The organism is Paraliobacillus sp. X-1268, assembly GCF_003426095.1.
Lineage (GTDB): Bacteria > Bacillota > Bacilli > Bacillales > Amphibacillaceae > Paraliobacillus_A > Paraliobacillus_A zengyii.
The window spans coordinates 99,195-114,248 of sequence record NZ_QJSK01000008.1 but is presented as its reverse complement, the minus strand read 5'-3'; the positions used below and the strand labels follow the sequence as shown (position 1 = coordinate 114,248).

General features: G+C 34.3%; 14 protein-coding genes and 1 pseudogene. 13 read left to right on the top strand and 2 right to left on the bottom strand.

The annotated features are described in order from the left end of the window. The first annotated feature begins 526 nt into the window (after nucleotides 1-526). The 13 genes from isdC (at nucleotide 527) to D2K62_RS11280 (ending at nucleotide 12,836) form a co-directional block, all read left to right on the top strand. Nucleotides 527-1,180 (top strand): heme uptake protein IsdC, encoded by a 654-nt coding sequence (gene isdC, locus D2K62_RS11335; protein WP_112181801.1) that lies wholly within the window; start codon nucleotides 527-529, stop codon nucleotides 1,178-1,180. 13 nt (nucleotides 1,181-1,193) lie between these two features. Beyond that, a complete protein-coding gene (locus D2K62_RS11330) occupies nucleotides 1,194-3,779 on the top strand; it encodes an NEAT domain-containing protein (RefSeq protein WP_117161483.1) in 2,586 nt (861 codons plus the stop codon). A gap of 111 nt (nucleotides 3,780-3,890) precedes the next feature. Next, nucleotides 3,891-4,823: a heme ABC transporter substrate-binding protein IsdE gene (gene isdE, locus D2K62_RS11325; protein WP_232824119.1), complete on the top strand. Its 933-nt coding sequence runs from the start codon at nucleotides 3,891-3,893 to the stop codon at nucleotides 4,821-4,823. A gap of 27 nt (nucleotides 4,824-4,850) precedes the next feature. Beyond that, nucleotides 4,851-5,834 carry a FecCD family ABC transporter permease gene (locus tag D2K62_RS11320; RefSeq protein ID WP_112181799.1) on the top strand — a complete coding sequence of 328 codons (984 nt, stop codon included), beginning with the start codon at nucleotides 4,851-4,853 and terminating at the stop codon, nucleotides 5,832-5,834. Next, on the top strand, nucleotides 5,824-6,594 hold the full coding sequence (locus tag D2K62_RS11315) for an ABC transporter ATP-binding protein (RefSeq protein WP_112181798.1): 771 nt from the start codon (nucleotides 5,824-5,826) through the stop codon (nucleotides 6,592-6,594). The genes D2K62_RS11320 and D2K62_RS11315 overlap by 11 nt, the downstream gene beginning before the upstream one ends. Before the next feature lie 22 nt (nucleotides 6,595-6,616). Next, nucleotides 6,617-7,390 (top strand): class B sortase, encoded by a 774-nt coding sequence (gene srtB / locus D2K62_RS11310; protein ID WP_112181797.1) that lies wholly within the window; start codon nucleotides 6,617-6,619, stop codon nucleotides 7,388-7,390. After that, nucleotides 7,387-8,325, top strand: a complete 939-nt coding sequence (locus D2K62_RS11305; RefSeq protein ID WP_232824118.1) for an ABC transporter substrate-binding protein — start codon at nucleotides 7,387-7,389, stop codon at nucleotides 8,323-8,325. Before srtB ends, D2K62_RS11305 begins: the two co-directional genes overlap by 4 nt. A 5-nt stretch (nucleotides 8,326-8,330) precedes the next feature. Further along, complete coding sequence (locus D2K62_RS11300) at nucleotides 8,331-9,326, top strand: FecCD family ABC transporter permease (RefSeq protein ID WP_112181796.1); 996 nt, start codon at nucleotides 8,331-8,333, stop codon at nucleotides 9,324-9,326. After that, a complete protein-coding gene (locus tag D2K62_RS11295; RefSeq protein ID WP_232828007.1) occupies nucleotides 9,327-10,100 on the top strand; it encodes an ABC transporter ATP-binding protein in 774 nt (257 codons plus the stop codon). It begins immediately after the preceding gene. A 15-nt stretch (nucleotides 10,101-10,115) separates the two neighbouring features. Continuing rightward, nucleotides 10,116-10,436, top strand: coding sequence for a heme oxygenase (isdG, locus tag D2K62_RS19170; RefSeq protein ID WP_232828006.1), 321 nt, complete (start codon nucleotides 10,116-10,118; stop codon nucleotides 10,434-10,436). A 67-nt stretch (nucleotides 10,437-10,503) separates the two neighbouring features. Beyond that, entirely contained in the window at nucleotides 10,504-10,908 is a 405-nt protein-coding gene (locus tag D2K62_RS11290) for an Rrf2 family transcriptional regulator (RefSeq protein ID WP_117161482.1), read from the top strand. 232 nt (nucleotides 10,909-11,140) lie between these two features. Then, the gene (locus tag D2K62_RS11285; RefSeq protein ID WP_117161481.1) at nucleotides 11,141-11,527 is read left to right on the top strand and encodes a hypothetical protein; all 387 of its coding nucleotides are present in this window, start codon (nucleotides 11,141-11,143) and stop codon (nucleotides 11,525-11,527) included. Then, entirely contained in the window at nucleotides 11,511-12,836 is a 1,326-nt protein-coding gene (locus tag D2K62_RS11280; protein WP_117161480.1) for an aryl-sulfate sulfotransferase, read from the top strand. The genes D2K62_RS11285 and D2K62_RS11280 overlap by 17 nt, the downstream gene beginning before the upstream one ends. Before the next feature lie 93 nt (nucleotides 12,837-12,929). Here the strand turns inward: D2K62_RS11280 and D2K62_RS11275 are convergent, their stop codons facing one another. After that, complete coding sequence (locus D2K62_RS11275; RefSeq protein ID WP_117161479.1) at nucleotides 12,930-14,378, bottom strand: aldehyde dehydrogenase family protein; 1,449 nt, start codon at nucleotides 14,376-14,378, stop codon at nucleotides 12,930-12,932. A gap of 108 nt (nucleotides 14,379-14,486) precedes the next feature. After that, nucleotides 14,487-14,990: pseudogene (locus D2K62_RS11270) on the bottom strand (peroxiredoxin family protein). Nucleotides 14,991-15,054 lie beyond the last annotated feature (64 nt).

Here is a 15,054-nt window from a genome sequence, read left to right as displayed (position 1 = left end):
AATTTTATCAGAAGGTATCCTTTTTTACTTACTAAAATTTTCGATTTTATAAAAAAGTTGCATCTTCCAACTACCGTTGGAAGATGCAACTTTTTATTGTTTATCTGAGTTTTGTCCCAGCCTCTTTGTGCTACACGCATTCGAACTATTTCATGCGTTAGCTTGAAACCTTATTTCTTGCTTCATTAGATCTTCCTAGTCCAGAATTTTTTCATTAAAAACGCAGAAATTCATAATCATTTTCCATACTTTTAAAACAAATAATTCCAAAAAAGTTATTGACATTGATAATCATTATCGATTAGTATGGTATTAATTACATAATGACTATGGAGATAGTAGATTAAGTCAACAGGAATTCCAAAGTCTTTGATAAAGGAGGAAAATTATTATAGTAAATATTTTTTGCGAAATGAAAAAGGTACAATAATAATTTATTAAATGAGTTATCTTAACTCATTATTTTTTTACTTATTCATTGATAATGATTATCGTTATCAAAAATTAAAAAGGAGTTGACTTTAAATTGAAGAAAATATTCACAATGGGAATTGTATTGTTCGCTTTCTTATTTTTGCTTTTACCAAATGCATTTGCTGCCACTTCACTAGAAGATGGTACCTATCAAATTAATTACTCTGTTTTACATGCGGACAATGATTCAGCGTCAATGGCAGATGGTTATTTTGCGAAACCAGCACAGTTAGAGATTAATGGTGGTGAGATTACAGTACAAATAGATCTAACCAGTAGCATGATTAAAGAATTACAGGTTGAATCAAAGGATGTAACGGAAGTAAGTTCTAGCGGTGAAATTAGAACAGTTAAATTCCCAGTTAGTACTATTTCTAATCCAATTATGTCAGAAATTCATGTAATAGCTAATGAGTCTTATGACCATTGGTACACAATTAGATTTTCTTTTGATGAGAGTTCTTTAGAGGTTATTCAATTAGCTGAATCAAATACAGAAGAGACTAATACAACTGAATCAACTGAATCGAATTCGACTGCTTCTACAGATGAGCAAGTTAGTAGTGAAACAAGTGATAGCGATGTAAGCAGTGAACAAGTCAGTAATCCTGAAACAGGTGAAACTATGTCAATAACGCTATTATCGTTGCTACTTATTTCGTCTATAGTATTTTTATTTTCCAAAAAAATCAAGTTTAATAGATAAGGGGAGAGCACTATTGAAGAAATCTTTTAAAATATTAATTGCTTTGTTTGTTGTAATATTCACAGTATTGCCTCAGGTTCAGCCAGCTGTGAGTGTTGTTGCTGCAGAACAAGAATTGTCTGATGGAGCGTATACGATAGATTACGATGTCTTTTATCAAGGAGCAGAAACAGTATTTGGTAAGTACTTCTCAACACCAGCTGAATTAACTGTTGAAAATGGGAAGAAGTACATTAGCTTTACTGCTTCTAGTAGTAATATAATTCTATCATTCGAAACAGAATTCGCGGGTCAATATAGTGAAGCTGAGGTTGTCAGTGAAGACACAGTTAATGAAACACGAGTTATAAAATTTGAAGTAGAGAATTTAACAGAAACAAATGTTAAATTAGTAATGTCTTATGGTATGACACATGACATTCAATTGAAATATGATCAAGCATCAATAACAGAAATAGAATTAGAAACACCTGAGACTCCAGAGGAAACAGAAACACCGGTAGAATCGGAGACTCCAGGGGAAACAGAAACTCCCGTCGAAAATGAGGATATTGAAATTGAAGACGGAGACTATACGATTGATTATGATATTTTCTATCAAGGAGAAGAGGCACCACGGTATGCCAGTTACTTCTCAACTCCAGCAGAATTAACTGTTGAGGATGGCGATCAATACATTAGCTTTACAGTATCTAGCGGTGATGTAATTGTCTCATTGGAAACAGAGTTCGAAGGGGAGTTTAGTAAGGCGGAAGTTGTTAGTGAAGACACAGTAAATCATACACGTGTCGTGAAATTTGAAGTAGAGAATTTAACGGAAACAAACGTGAAGATTGTAATGTCCTATGGTATGTCACATGAAATTCAACTGGTCTATGATCAAGAATCAATAACAGAAGTCATTGAAACTCCGGTAGAAACAGAAACTCCAGAGGAAACAGAGACACCAATAGAATCAGAGACTCCAGAGGAAGAAGAAACACCAGCCCAGAATGATGGCGATGAAATAGAAGATGGAGACTATACGATTGATTATGATGTTTTCTATCAAGGTGAAGAAACAAGTTTTGGTAGTTATTTTTCAACTCCAGCAATATTAACTGTTGAAGATGGCAAGCAATACGTTAGTTTTACTACATCTAGAAGTGATGTAATCGTATCGTTTGAAACAGAATATGCAGGTGAATATACCAAAGCGGAAATTGTAAGCGAAGACTTAGAGAATCAAACACGTCAATTAAAATTCGAAGTGGAGGATTTGACAGAAACAAATGTGAAGTTGGTAATGTCCTATGGTATGACACATGAAATCCAACTAGTCTATGATCAAGAATCTATAACAGAAGTGGTTGAAACACCAGAGCAGGAAGAAAGTGTTACTGCTAAACCAGTCGTGAGTAATGGAATGGCTACAATTGAAGATGACGCAGTAGACAAAGTAAAACAAGATGGTGAATTAGTTGTTAATGTTGATCAGGAATTAACAATAGAATTATCTCTTTCTAGCGAACAAGTTCAACAGTTAAAAACGAAAAACGTTAAATTAATTATTGTTAACAAAGAAACTACTGTTTCTATTTTAGCTAGTGAATTACCAGACGGAGAATTTAAATTCAATGTGGATGTAATTGAAGATGTAGAAGGATCTGATCAAGCATTAAGTAAGATCTTTGATTTCAACATTAGTAATAAAGATACATTTGAACAACCTGTGACATTGCAGTTTAATGTTGACCCGAATTCTGTTGGTAATAAAGATATAGAAGTGCGTTATTACAATGAGAGCACGAAAGAGTGGGAATCGATTGGTGGTAATTATCAAGATGGAATAATAACTGCTGAAACAAACCACTTTAGTATTTATGGTGTTTTTGAAATAGTGGAAGAATCTCCAGAAACGCCAGAAGAAGATACCACAGAAGATCAGGAATTAGCTGATGGAGAATATGACCTTCCGTTAAGCGTCTTATCTGTTGATTCAGATTCAAGTTCAGCTTTTGAAAAGTACTTTACTGAGACAGCTATATTAAAAGTAGTCGATGGCAAGTACACGATTGTTATAACTCAAAATGATTATAATCTTTCGGCATTAGGTGCGATAACATTTGAAATCAATGGAGTGGAACACACATTGGTTGAACAGAGCAAGGATGATGAAACAAGAGTGTTAACACTTGATATCGATGAAATACAATCGAGCTATACAGCGACAATTGAAGCAATTGGAGCACCACATCTTTACCCTGTAAGGTTTGTTTTTGATCTATCTGAATTAGAAATAGATGTTGTGGATGAGGGAGAAACCGGTTCGAATGATGAGGAAAACCCAACATCTAATACTGATAACACAGATAATATAGTAGATAACGTTGAAAATTCAATAAATGAAGAAAGTAATGAAAATGGTCCTGAATTTGATCGCGATGCTGATACAGATAATGCTACTGAATCTGTTTCATCTGATAGTGAAACTGAGGAAAATAATGCGAAAACTGGAGATGCAGTACAAATTGGCATGTACCTATTATTTTTACTAGGCTCACTAAGTTATTTAGTTGTTAGGTACCGCAGTAATAAATTTAGACTAATTACTAAATAATTCATATTTTCATTTTAATAGGTATATAGAATAAGGAATAGTAAGTTGCAGATTAATGCAACTTACTATTCAAATCTATACAAGTATTTCCTAACGGAAGGAGAGTAGAATTTGAGAAACTTAAAAATTTGTTTCGGAATATTGTTGCTGTTACTAGTTAGTGCATGTTCAGTAAATTCGGCTGAAGACCAAAAAGATTCAACAACTGTTAATGCAGAATCTAATCAGGATGTGGAACAAGAAAGTACAAATCCAGAAGTTGAACAAGATGAGAATGTAAGAATTATAGCAACAACTTTTGCCATTACACAGATAATGGATAAGCTTGAACTTGATTTAATTGGTATCCCAACAACATCTTATTCTGTACCTGAACGTTATGAAGAGGTTACAGAGGTTGGAAATCCAATGTCACCTGATATGGAGCTTATTAGTTCTTTAAAACCAACAGATGTTTTATCTGTTACAACTTTAAAATACGACTTGGAACCACAGTTTGAACAAGCTGGAGTTGAAACTAGTTTTTTAAATCTACAAAGTGTCTCTGGTATGAACGAAGCGATTCTCTCATTAGGAACAAAATATAATCGATTAGATCAAGCAAATAAGTTAATTGGATCTATTGAAGATAAAATAAATGAAATTGAAACAAAAACAGAAAATGAAAATCCACCTAAAGTATTAATTTTGCTTGGTGTTCCTGGTAGTTATCTCGTTGCAACTGAGCACTCCTATGTTGGAGATTTAGTAAGTGTTGCTGGCGGAGAAAATGTTATCACAGGCCATAGTGAAGAATATTTATCAGCAAATATGGAGTATCTTCAACAGGGTAATCCAGATGTTATTTTACGTTTATCTCATGGAATGCCTGATGAAGTGGTTGAAATGTTTAATAAAGAATTTGATACGAATGATATTTGGAAACACTTTAATGCTGTTAAACAAGACCGCGTGTATGACTTGAAGGAACCAGTATTTGCTACCACAGCAAATATCCAAGTAATAGAGGCATTAGATGAACTCGTTACGATCTTATATGAATAAGTCATTTATAAATAAAGGAAGATTAGTATGAATAAAAAAGTAATAAGTTTTTCAGTGGTCAGTTTATTGATAATTATTATGTTTTGCTACTCAGCAATTTCTGGAAGTATTTCTATTTCATTTAATCAATTAATAGATGGCCTTATACATGGTGGTGTCGAAGAAGTAGAAGTAATAAAAGATTTACGTTTTCCAAGAATTTTTGTATCTATGTTTGCAGGAGCTGCTTTGTCTGTCTCTGGGGTTTTGCTTCAGTCAGTCATGAGAAATCCGCTAGCTGATGCTGGTGTAATAGGAATATCCTCAGGTGCGAGCTTCTTTACGTTATTTGGCATCCTTTTTCTACCTACATTGTATATTAGTAGTCCTCTATTTGCATTTATAGGTGGGGCCTTGGCATGTTTCTTGGTTTACTGGCTTTCATGGAAATCAGGCTTACACCCATTACGACTTATTCTCACTGGTATAGCAATCAGTGCTATGTTTACTGGATTTAGAGAAGCTATGTTGATGATTTGTAGTTATTTTAATATTTCGGTGGGCGCATCAAACACTTCAAATTTATTAATGAAAACATGGGATGATGTTCATATTATTATCGTTTATGGACTGATCGGATTAGTCCTAGCATTCTTTGCAAGTTCCTGGTGTAATTTACTTTCTCTGCAAGATAAGAAAGCAAAAAATCTAGGTTTAAACGTGACCGCTGCACGATTATTGATTTCAGCGGTTGCAGTACTATTAGCGGCAGTAGCCACTTCAGTTGCTGGGGTCATACTATTTGTTGGTCTCCTTATTCCAAGTATAGCCCGTCAACTTGTAGGAACCGATCATCGAATCTTAATTCCTTTTTCAGCAATAGCAGGTGCTTTACTGATTTTAACAGCTGATACAATAGGAAGAACGATTATTTCTCCATTAGAGATTCCGGCATCTACTTTAATGGCCGTAATTGGTGGACCGTTCTTAATCTACTTATTGAGAAAGAGTGAGCGAATAAATGGAATTTAAATCTATTTCTTTTTCATATAATCAAAAAAGCAACCAGTTAAATTCTATTTCAGGACTTATAGAAAAAGGTAAAGTTACAACCATCATTGGTCCAAATGGTTGTGGTAAATCAACATTATTATCAGTACTCTCAAAAGATAACAAACCTTTATCAGGTCAAATTGTAATAAATGATCAAGATATTAATAACTATAAACCAAAGGAGTTAGCAAGAACAATTGCAATGGTTTATCAACAAAATGACGCACCACAAGATTTGACTGTTGAACAATTAATTGCATTTGGAAGAGTACCATATAAAAATTTATTTCATCCGAAATTAAAGGAAGATCAAGAGGTCATAGATTGGGCTATTTCTTCCACACGTTTAGAAGAAAAGCGGCATAAAACATTGGATCAATTATCTGGTGGTGAAAGTCAACGCGTGTGGATTGCATTATCTTTAGCTCAAAAAACAGAATTTTTATTTTTAGATGAACCTACTACATTTTTGGACATCTATTACCAAATGGAAATACTTGAGTTAGTGCGCTCGTTAAACAAGAAATATGGATTAACAATTGTTATGGTACTTCATGATATTAATCAAGCAATTCGATACAGTGATTCACTTATTGTGATGAAGAATGGCGAAATTTACGCAAATGGTGCTCCAGATAAAATTGTGAACGATGTAATGATGAAAGAAATCTACGGTGTAGATGTTGCTGTATACAACAGCAAGTTAGCAGGGCTGTATCTTGTTCCTATCGGAATATAAGCATTAAATGAGGAAGATATCTATGAATCGAGAAAACATAATTAAAAATTTGCAAAGAATTCTAACGATAATAGCAATTGGCGTGTTTTTATATTCTGGTTATACACTCTCGATTATTCTTTATGGTTACTATGAGAATAGACAGGTGCTAGCCGAAGCACATGAAATCTATCATTCCGAAGTAACTCGTACAGAAACAATTGAGAGCACCGGTCAGATTCGCGACCAATTTGATTCTCTAAGAGAAATTAATTCAGATATCATTGGTTGGATAACTATTGAAGAAACACAGATAGATTACCCAATTCTTCAAGAAGAGAACAATGACTATTATTTGAATCGGAACTATAAAAAAGAAGAATCTCGAGCTGGAAGTATCTTTATGGATTATCGAAATGATATTAATTCAGAGACAAACAAAAATATTATCCTCTATGGCCACAGAATGAAAGATGGATCTATGTTTGGACAATTAAAAAAATATTTAAGTGAAGAATTTTTTGAAAGTGGCAATAAAGTGTATCTTGATACTTTATATGAAGGATTTAGTTTGGAAGTATTTTCAGTCTATCAAACAACGAGTGATTTTTACTACATACAAACAGACTTCAATGAGGAAAATGATTTTATGACATTTATTGAAGGATTAAGAGATAAGTCACTCTATCAATCCAATGTATCTATTTCAGATGAAGATACAATTGTTACGTTATCAACCTGTGATTATAGTTTGGATAATAACAACGGAAGGTTAGTTGTTCATGCTAAGTTAGTGCAAAGAGAGGCGAGTGAATGATGAATTTAAAATTAGTGAAATATGCTATAGGAGCAATTTTTTTACTCACTATAAGTGCCTGCGGTCAAACAAATAATGTTACAGAAGCTGTTAATAAAGAAGGTTCTGTTACAGTTACAGATTTTACGGATCGCTCAATAACCTTCTCTGAAACACCTGAAAAAATTGTCGCACTTGGAAATGGCGATATTGACATAATTTATGCATTAGATGGTGCAGTTATAGGAAGACCAAATGGAACGGATGGATCAGCTGAAGCTATTGATGCTGAAGAAGTAGGAACCACACATGAGATTAATTATGAGAAAATAGCTTTGCTAGCACCAGATGTCGTTCTTGCTAACAGCGGATTGAATGATAAAGATGTCCCAACAATTGAGGCAATTGGTACAAAAGTTATTTTAACCCATGCTAACTCAATTAAAGATATTAAGAATCAAATAACTTTATATGGCGATCTATTAGATCAGAAAGATAAGGCAGTTGAGCTCAATGCTAAGCTAGATAATGAGCTAGAAAGTCTTCAAGAAAGTGATAATAGTCCGAGAGTTCTGTTAGTTTATGGTGCTCCAGGTACCTACATGGCTGCACTCGATAATTCTTTAAGTGGTGACATTCTTAAAGCGGCAGGGGGAATGAATATTGCTTCTGAATACCCTGCTCTTAAAGAGTTTCCACAGTATGCACAAATAAATACAGAACATGTAGTAGACTCGGATCCTGATTTAGTTTTATTAATCACCCATGGAAACACGGAAGAAGTAAAAAAAGGATTTATAAAGGAAATGGAACAAAATGCAGCATGGAACAATATTTCTGCAGTGGAACAAGGAAATATTAATGTTTTACCTTCAGATTTGTTTGGTACAAATCCAGGAACAAGGGTAGTTGAAGCTGTTTCTTATATGGTTGATATATTGAATGATCTGGAGTGAATGGTATGAGTTTGATAGGAAGAAAAGTGAAAAAGAAGTATATATTTTTAGTTACCTTTTGTTTACTGATTTTCACTGTGTATCTCGGTTTAACTTTTGGAGCGGTACCTATCAGTTTGCAAGATATATGGCAGGTACTAGTTGCTAAAGCTGATGATAGATATGAAAGTATTATTATTGATTTAAGATTGCCTCGAATTATTATTGGTTTGTTGGTGGGGGCATGTTTGGCAACATCTGGTGCTCTATTACAAGGTGTAATGAAAAACCCCTTAGCTGATCCAGGAATTATTGGAGTGTCAGCAGGTGGTGGATTAATGGCGATTATTACGATGTTGATATTTCCGCAATATAGTTATTTATTACCGGTAATGGCGTTTATAGGAGCCTTTGCTACTACGATTGTAATCTATTTATTAGCATGGGAAAATGGCGCTTCTACTATCAAAATCATTTTGGCTGGAGTTGCAATGAATGCATTACTCGGAGCTGTTATGAATGGTGTGATGGTTATTTATAGTGATCGTGTTCAGTCTGTTATTTCATGGCTTTCAGGTGGATTGAATGGAAGGAGTTGGTATCATTTAGAATTTATGTATCCTTATGCAATTGTAGGTCTTTTGCTTAGCTTTTTTGCAATAAAGCCAATAAATATAATCTTACTAGGTGATGAGTCTGCTAAACTACTTGGTCAAAATGTAGAATTAATGCGATTATTATTAATTCTATTAGCTTCTTTTTTAGCGGGCATAGCTGTGAGTGTTTCCGGATTAATTGGCTTTGTAGGATTGGTTGTTCCACACTTCATCCGCTTATTAATAGGTGAAGATTATCGAATGTTACTACCTTTATCAATGTTAGGTGGGGCCATACTAGTGGTATTTGCTGATACGATAGCTCGAACCATGTTTGAACCAATTGAGTTACCCGTGGGCATTTTATTAGCTTGTATCGGTGCACCGTTCTTTCTATTCTTATTACGTCGAAAGCGGGTGATGTAATTGAAGTCGTTGGAAACAAAACAACTGCGCTTTAAACAAGGTAGTTTTGTTTTAAATGATATTAATGTCACCTTCCCAAAAGGTAAGATGACGGCAATTGTTGGTCCTAATGGATCAGGTAAGTCAACATTATTAAAAATATTAGCAAAACTGTATAACGCTAATGAGGGTGAGGTTCTTCTTGATCAACTATCAGTTACTACTTATAAGAGAAAAATGTATGCAAAATATGTGGCTATGTTATTACAAGTAAAAGAGACTTTACCAAATTTAACAGTTCATGAGCTGGTAGCATACGGTCGCTCTCCTTATCAAGGTTACAGATCTGAAAAAACAGATGATTTGTCTATTATAAAATGGGCACTGGAAGAAACGGGACTAACTAAACTGGAAGACAGACTATTTCATACGTTATCTGGGGGAGAACAACAGCGTGCTCGTATCGCAATGGCACTAGCGCAAAAAACGGATATTCTATTATTAGATGAACCGACGACATATCTTGATATTGCGCATCAATTAGAATTAATGGAACTACTTGTACGTATTAACACTACGCATAAGATCACCATTGTAATGGTGCTTCATGAGATACAGTATGCAGCAGCCTATTGTAGTCATATCATTGCGATGAAAGAAGGTGAAGTAATTCGGTTTGGTTCACCAAAAAATGTAATTAATCAGAAATTTTTTCGAGATGTTTATCATATTCATGCAAAAATAAGATTTGAGGATAATTATCCTATTATAGTACCACTATCAAAAATAGAATAGAGGAGGATGTTTATTATGTTTATTGCAACAAATACTGTTCAGTTGAAAAATGGTCACGCAGAGGCGTTTGTAGAACGTTTCAACAAAGTTGGTAAGGTCGAAACAATGGAGGGATTCGTTGGTTTAGAGGTATTAGTAACAGAAAACACAAAAGAATTTGAAGAGATCACGATTTTCACAAGATGGGAAAATAAAAAAGGGTTTCAAGGATGGATGAAGAGCGATGCGTTTAGAGAATCACATGCACACCGTGGAGGGGTTCCGGATTTCATAATAAAGAATAAGACCGCGTTTTATGAGGTTAAGGTGACGAGACAACCTATTAATGTTGGATAAGAGGTTTTTACATTATTCTTGACAAATGTTCATTTGTAACTAAGAATGTTACAAAGAGGTGAATAATGTGATTAATACGCGTCTTTCTGTTGCAATCCATATTATGTCTTTAATTGCAACGTATCCAAGGATATCTTCTACAGAGATTGCAAATAGTGTGACAACAAATCCAGTTGTAATAAGACGAATAAGCAGTGAGTTGAAAAAAGCTGCTTTAGTAACCGCACAAGTCGGAATTTCTGGTTTTTCTTTAACGAGGGACCCTAAGGATATTACCTTATTAGACATTTATAAGGCTGTTAATATAGAAAAAGAATTATTTTCGATTCATGAAAAACCTAACCCCGCATGTCCTGTCGGTAAAAAAATCCAAGGAACTTTAGATGTTACGTTTAAAAATGTTCAATTGGCAATGGAAAACGAACTAAATAATAAAACGCTTCAAGCAGTTATGGATGATCTCTTTATATAAAGAGATCATCTTTTTAGTGTACTTGATAATAAAAGAGACGGATTTAACTAATACTTAGATAATTAACAGACTATTATAATAGTCATTCTATTCATATTAGTTTTTGTACCAATAGTATTTGTTTTAAGTTAAATAAAAACGGGAACTTAATAATCTATTAATAGATTGACATTAGACTGACACATTTTAAAAGTATTATACTAGTTAATATTTAAAAAAGAGGAGCATTAAATTGAAAAAGATATCTAGGTTATCACTACTAATTCTAGTAGTAGTAGTAGCGATTGCTTACATAGTAGTGAATGGTAACAATGAAAAAGTTAGTAATATGACTAACGCAGAAAGAGGCGATTTAGTAGAACAAAATAAAGCTGTAGATACAGAGGGTCTTGTTGTAAGTGTCTTAGAAGATGGGATTGAAGAACAAGAAGTGCTAGAGGAATCCTATTTAGAAATACTAGAAAATGAGGCATATACCGAAGAGAACATGTATGTGGTGAAAGACCCTTACGAGAATTCGCCATTAACAGCCTTAGCGTTATTTCAAACAGAAGAACCATCTAAAATAACGGTCAGTTCCAGGATCAACAGATGCAACAACCATCACACATACTTATGATACGTATGAAACGAAACATGAGATTCCTATATTAGGTTTGCTACCAGACAGTATAAATGAAGTAAAGGTATCTGTAGAAACAGAAACAGGGAAAGTAACTGAACAAATGGTTTCTATTGAAACAGAAGTATTACCTGATTATATTGGAACAGTCGATATTGAAGAAGCAGATACAGAACAGATGGAGTTGGGCGATAGTTCCTTAACCTTTTTCATAGCAAGTACTAAATATTCTTATGCATTTGATTCAAATGGTGATGTTCGTTGGTATAATACGCGTTATAATAGTCATGTTCTTCATGAACTAGAAAATGGGCACATTTTATACCTAACTAAAGAAGATAATAGCTCTAGTACATATAATGAATTAGTTGAAATGGACTATCTCGGAAAATATTATAAGGCTTTTTACTTAAATTCAGAAACGGTTATTGGGGAAGCAGGTAGTGATGAGTCAACTATGATCCATCATGACGCAATTGAATTACCAAATGGGAACTATCTTTTAACCATTAATGGGGATAGTAATTATATTGAAGATGTTATGGTTGAGTTAGATAGTGAAACAGGTGAAATAGTTAAATCAATTGATTTAAAGGATCTATTACCTGAATCGTTTTATGAAGAATATGACGCCACAGAACGTGATGATGGTAAAATTGACTGGTTTCATCAAAATGCTGTAGTTTATGATGAATCAGATGATTCAATTATTGTTTCAAGTCGCAATCAAGATTTGATAATGAAAATTGATTATACTGCACAAACATTCACAAAGGATCAAATTGTTTGGATTCTTGCCGATGAAGAAGGTTGGCCAGAGGAATATCAAGATGTATTAATTGAAGGTATAGGTGATGATTTTAAATATAGTGCGGGTCAACATGCACCAGAAATATTACCAGATCAAGATAATCAATCTAATACAATAGATGTTTTACTTTACGACAATAATGTAGTTGTCACGCGTGGTAATGAAGAACTATCAGATAAATATAGCCGTGGCGTGGTGTATCGTATTGATGAAAATGGAAAGACGGCTGAAGAAATGTGGAGCTTTGGCGAGGAACTAGGAGAAGAATACTTCACTTATATTGTTGGTAGTGCGCGTTATATGGAAGTAACAGGAAACTATCTAATTGATTTTGGATATGTTAATGAAGATGAAAGAAGTGGAATCTTTGAAGTAAATCAGAATGGAGAAATCGTTTGGCATGCTGAAGTGTCTGAATTTCCTGAAGGGGCTCGTGCTTATCGTGCTGAACGGCTTGATCTATATAATAATTGGGAGTATTCATTAAGTAATTAATTAAGAGTAGCCAGTTAGGTTCAATTAAAACTATAAAACGCGTTTCGAAATGAATCTTATCATCTCGAAACGCGTTTTATTATCTAGTAAGGTTTAAAATTTTCTATATTCACTTTGGACACTGATCCATTTCTCTGTTGTAAATTTATCTAATGCCCAGCTTCCGCCAAATCTTCCTAGTCCAGAGTGCTTTTCACCACCAAATGCTACATGTGGTTCATCATTAACAGATTGATCATTTACGTGGATCATTCCTGTATGGACTTTTTTTGCTACTTCAAGACCGCGCCAGCGATCACTAGTAAAGACAGAGCCGCTTAAACCATATGGTGTACCGTTTGCAACCTGAATTGCTGCTTTTTCATTCTCTACTTTAATGATTACAGCAACAGGGCCAAAAATTTCATTTTTTGCCATTGTCATTTCATTTGTTACGTTTGCAAGTACAATTGGTTCCATTAAATTACCATTTACTTCACCAGAGGTCATAACTGTTGCGCCTTCTTCTTTGGTTTTTGCAACATCTTCTAGAATACGACTTACTTGACCATTATTAATTAGTGGTCCGATAAATGTATCTTCTTCATTCGGATCACCTGTTTTAAGTTGTTTGACTGCTGCAGTGAACTTTTCAACAAATTCATCGTGAACATTTTCATCAACAATGATTCGATTGATTGCCATACAAATCTGACCTTGATGAAGAAACTTACCAAAGACAGCTGCTTTTACAGCTTCGTCAATATTCGCATCATCCAAAACCATCATTGCGTTATTACCACCAAGTTCTAAAGCAGTATCTTTCAGGTCCTTACCTGCTAATTGTGCCAAATGACTACCTACTTCAGTAGAACCTGTGAAGGAAATAGTTGATGGAATAGGATTTGTTACAACTGAATCACCAATCACTGAACCTCTTCCAACAACAACGTTTACGACACCTTTTGGAAATCCTGCTTCTTCAAATAAGGAAGCGATTAGAAGACCTGATGTAATTGGTGTATCAGATGCTGGTTTGATTACTACGGTGTTACCTGCTGCAATTGCTGGCGCAACAGAACGTAATGTTAAATATAATGGGAAATTCCATGGACCAATAATACCAATTACGCCTTTGGGATTCCGATAAACGAAATTCTCCTTTCCAGGTGTATTAGATGGTAGTATCGTACCTGTCATTCGTGTTGGAAAAGAGAGAGCTTCTTTAATCACTTCGTAACAAATGCCATATTCCACATTTGCTTTAACTCGAGTACTACCGGATTCTTCTACTAACCAGTCAATAATTTCATCTTTACGTTTCTCCACTAATTGTAATAGGTTTAAAAAGTGTGATTGTTTTTCAGCAGGTGTAACATCTTGCCAACTTTTTTGTGCGCTTTCAGCCGCTTGATACGCTTTATTTACATCCGACTCATCTGCTGAAGGGCTCGTCATGATTTCTTTTTCTGTATATGGATTATAATTTTCAACAACCGCATCACTTGAACCCTTAATCCATTGTCCGTTAATAAATTGTTTTGTGAACTTTTCGTTAACCAATTATAAGCCTCCTAGTGTAATAGATTATATAGTAGTATTTCACTGTAATTGTCAGTATTAAACATTTTAATATAGAAAAAGCTAGAAGATTTACCCTCTAGCCCTTTCTTATTTCATATTTTTATGGATATAAGTTGTGATCTTTCTTAGTTCTGTTACAGATGGCCTTCCGAATGGACTTGTCTGTCTTTGTTGATAAAGCAAACGACCGTTTTCATCAACTAAAAAGTAAGCGGGTTCTCCGTGTGCACCGTGATCTTCATATGGTGCATTTTCCTTGTGATAGTGAACCTGATAATCTTTGATTGCCTGATGCTGTTCATCTGAAAGTACTGTAAAGCTGAATTTATGTTCTTTTGTCATGTCTGTTAAAGCATTTAAATTGTCAGTTGAGATCGTAATGATATGAATGTCTTATTTGTTAAAGTAATCTTTTCCTTCTTCTAATGCATCCAACTCACTCATACATGCTGGACACCATGAGCCACGGAAAAAGATAATTAAATACCAATCTTCTTTTTGTTTGCGCTGTTCCTCAAAATTATATTCCTCACCTGTTGCAGTAGGAAGAATTAGATTAGGAACAGTTTTTCCAAGTTCAAATTCTGACATTGAATACTCCTCCTTTATTAAATTCCTTCCCTGAAAAAGGGAAAGCTAAAAGTTTATTTTGGAA

Bases quoted from the DNA above. Each gene is read 5' to 3' on its own strand.
- D2K62_RS11320 (WP_112181799.1), top strand. From the start codon at position 4,851: ATGAATAAAAAAGTAATAAGTTTTTCAGTGGTCAGTTTATTGATAATT.
- D2K62_RS11315 (WP_112181798.1), top strand. From the start codon at position 5,824: ATGGAATTTAAATCTATTTCTTTTTCATATAATCAAAAAAGCAACCAG.
- srtB (WP_112181797.1), top strand. From the start codon at position 6,617: ATGAATCGAGAAAACATAATTAAAAATTTGCAAAGAATTCTAACGATA.
- D2K62_RS11305 (WP_232824118.1), top strand. From the start codon at position 7,387: ATGATGAATTTAAAATTAGTGAAATATGCTATAGGAGCAATTTTTTTA.
- D2K62_RS11300 (WP_112181796.1), top strand. From the start codon at position 8,331: ATGAGTTTGATAGGAAGAAAAGTGAAAAAGAAGTATATATTTTTAGTT.
- isdG (WP_232828006.1), top strand. From the start codon at position 10,116: ATGTTTATTGCAACAAATACTGTTCAGTTGAAAAATGGTCACGCAGAG.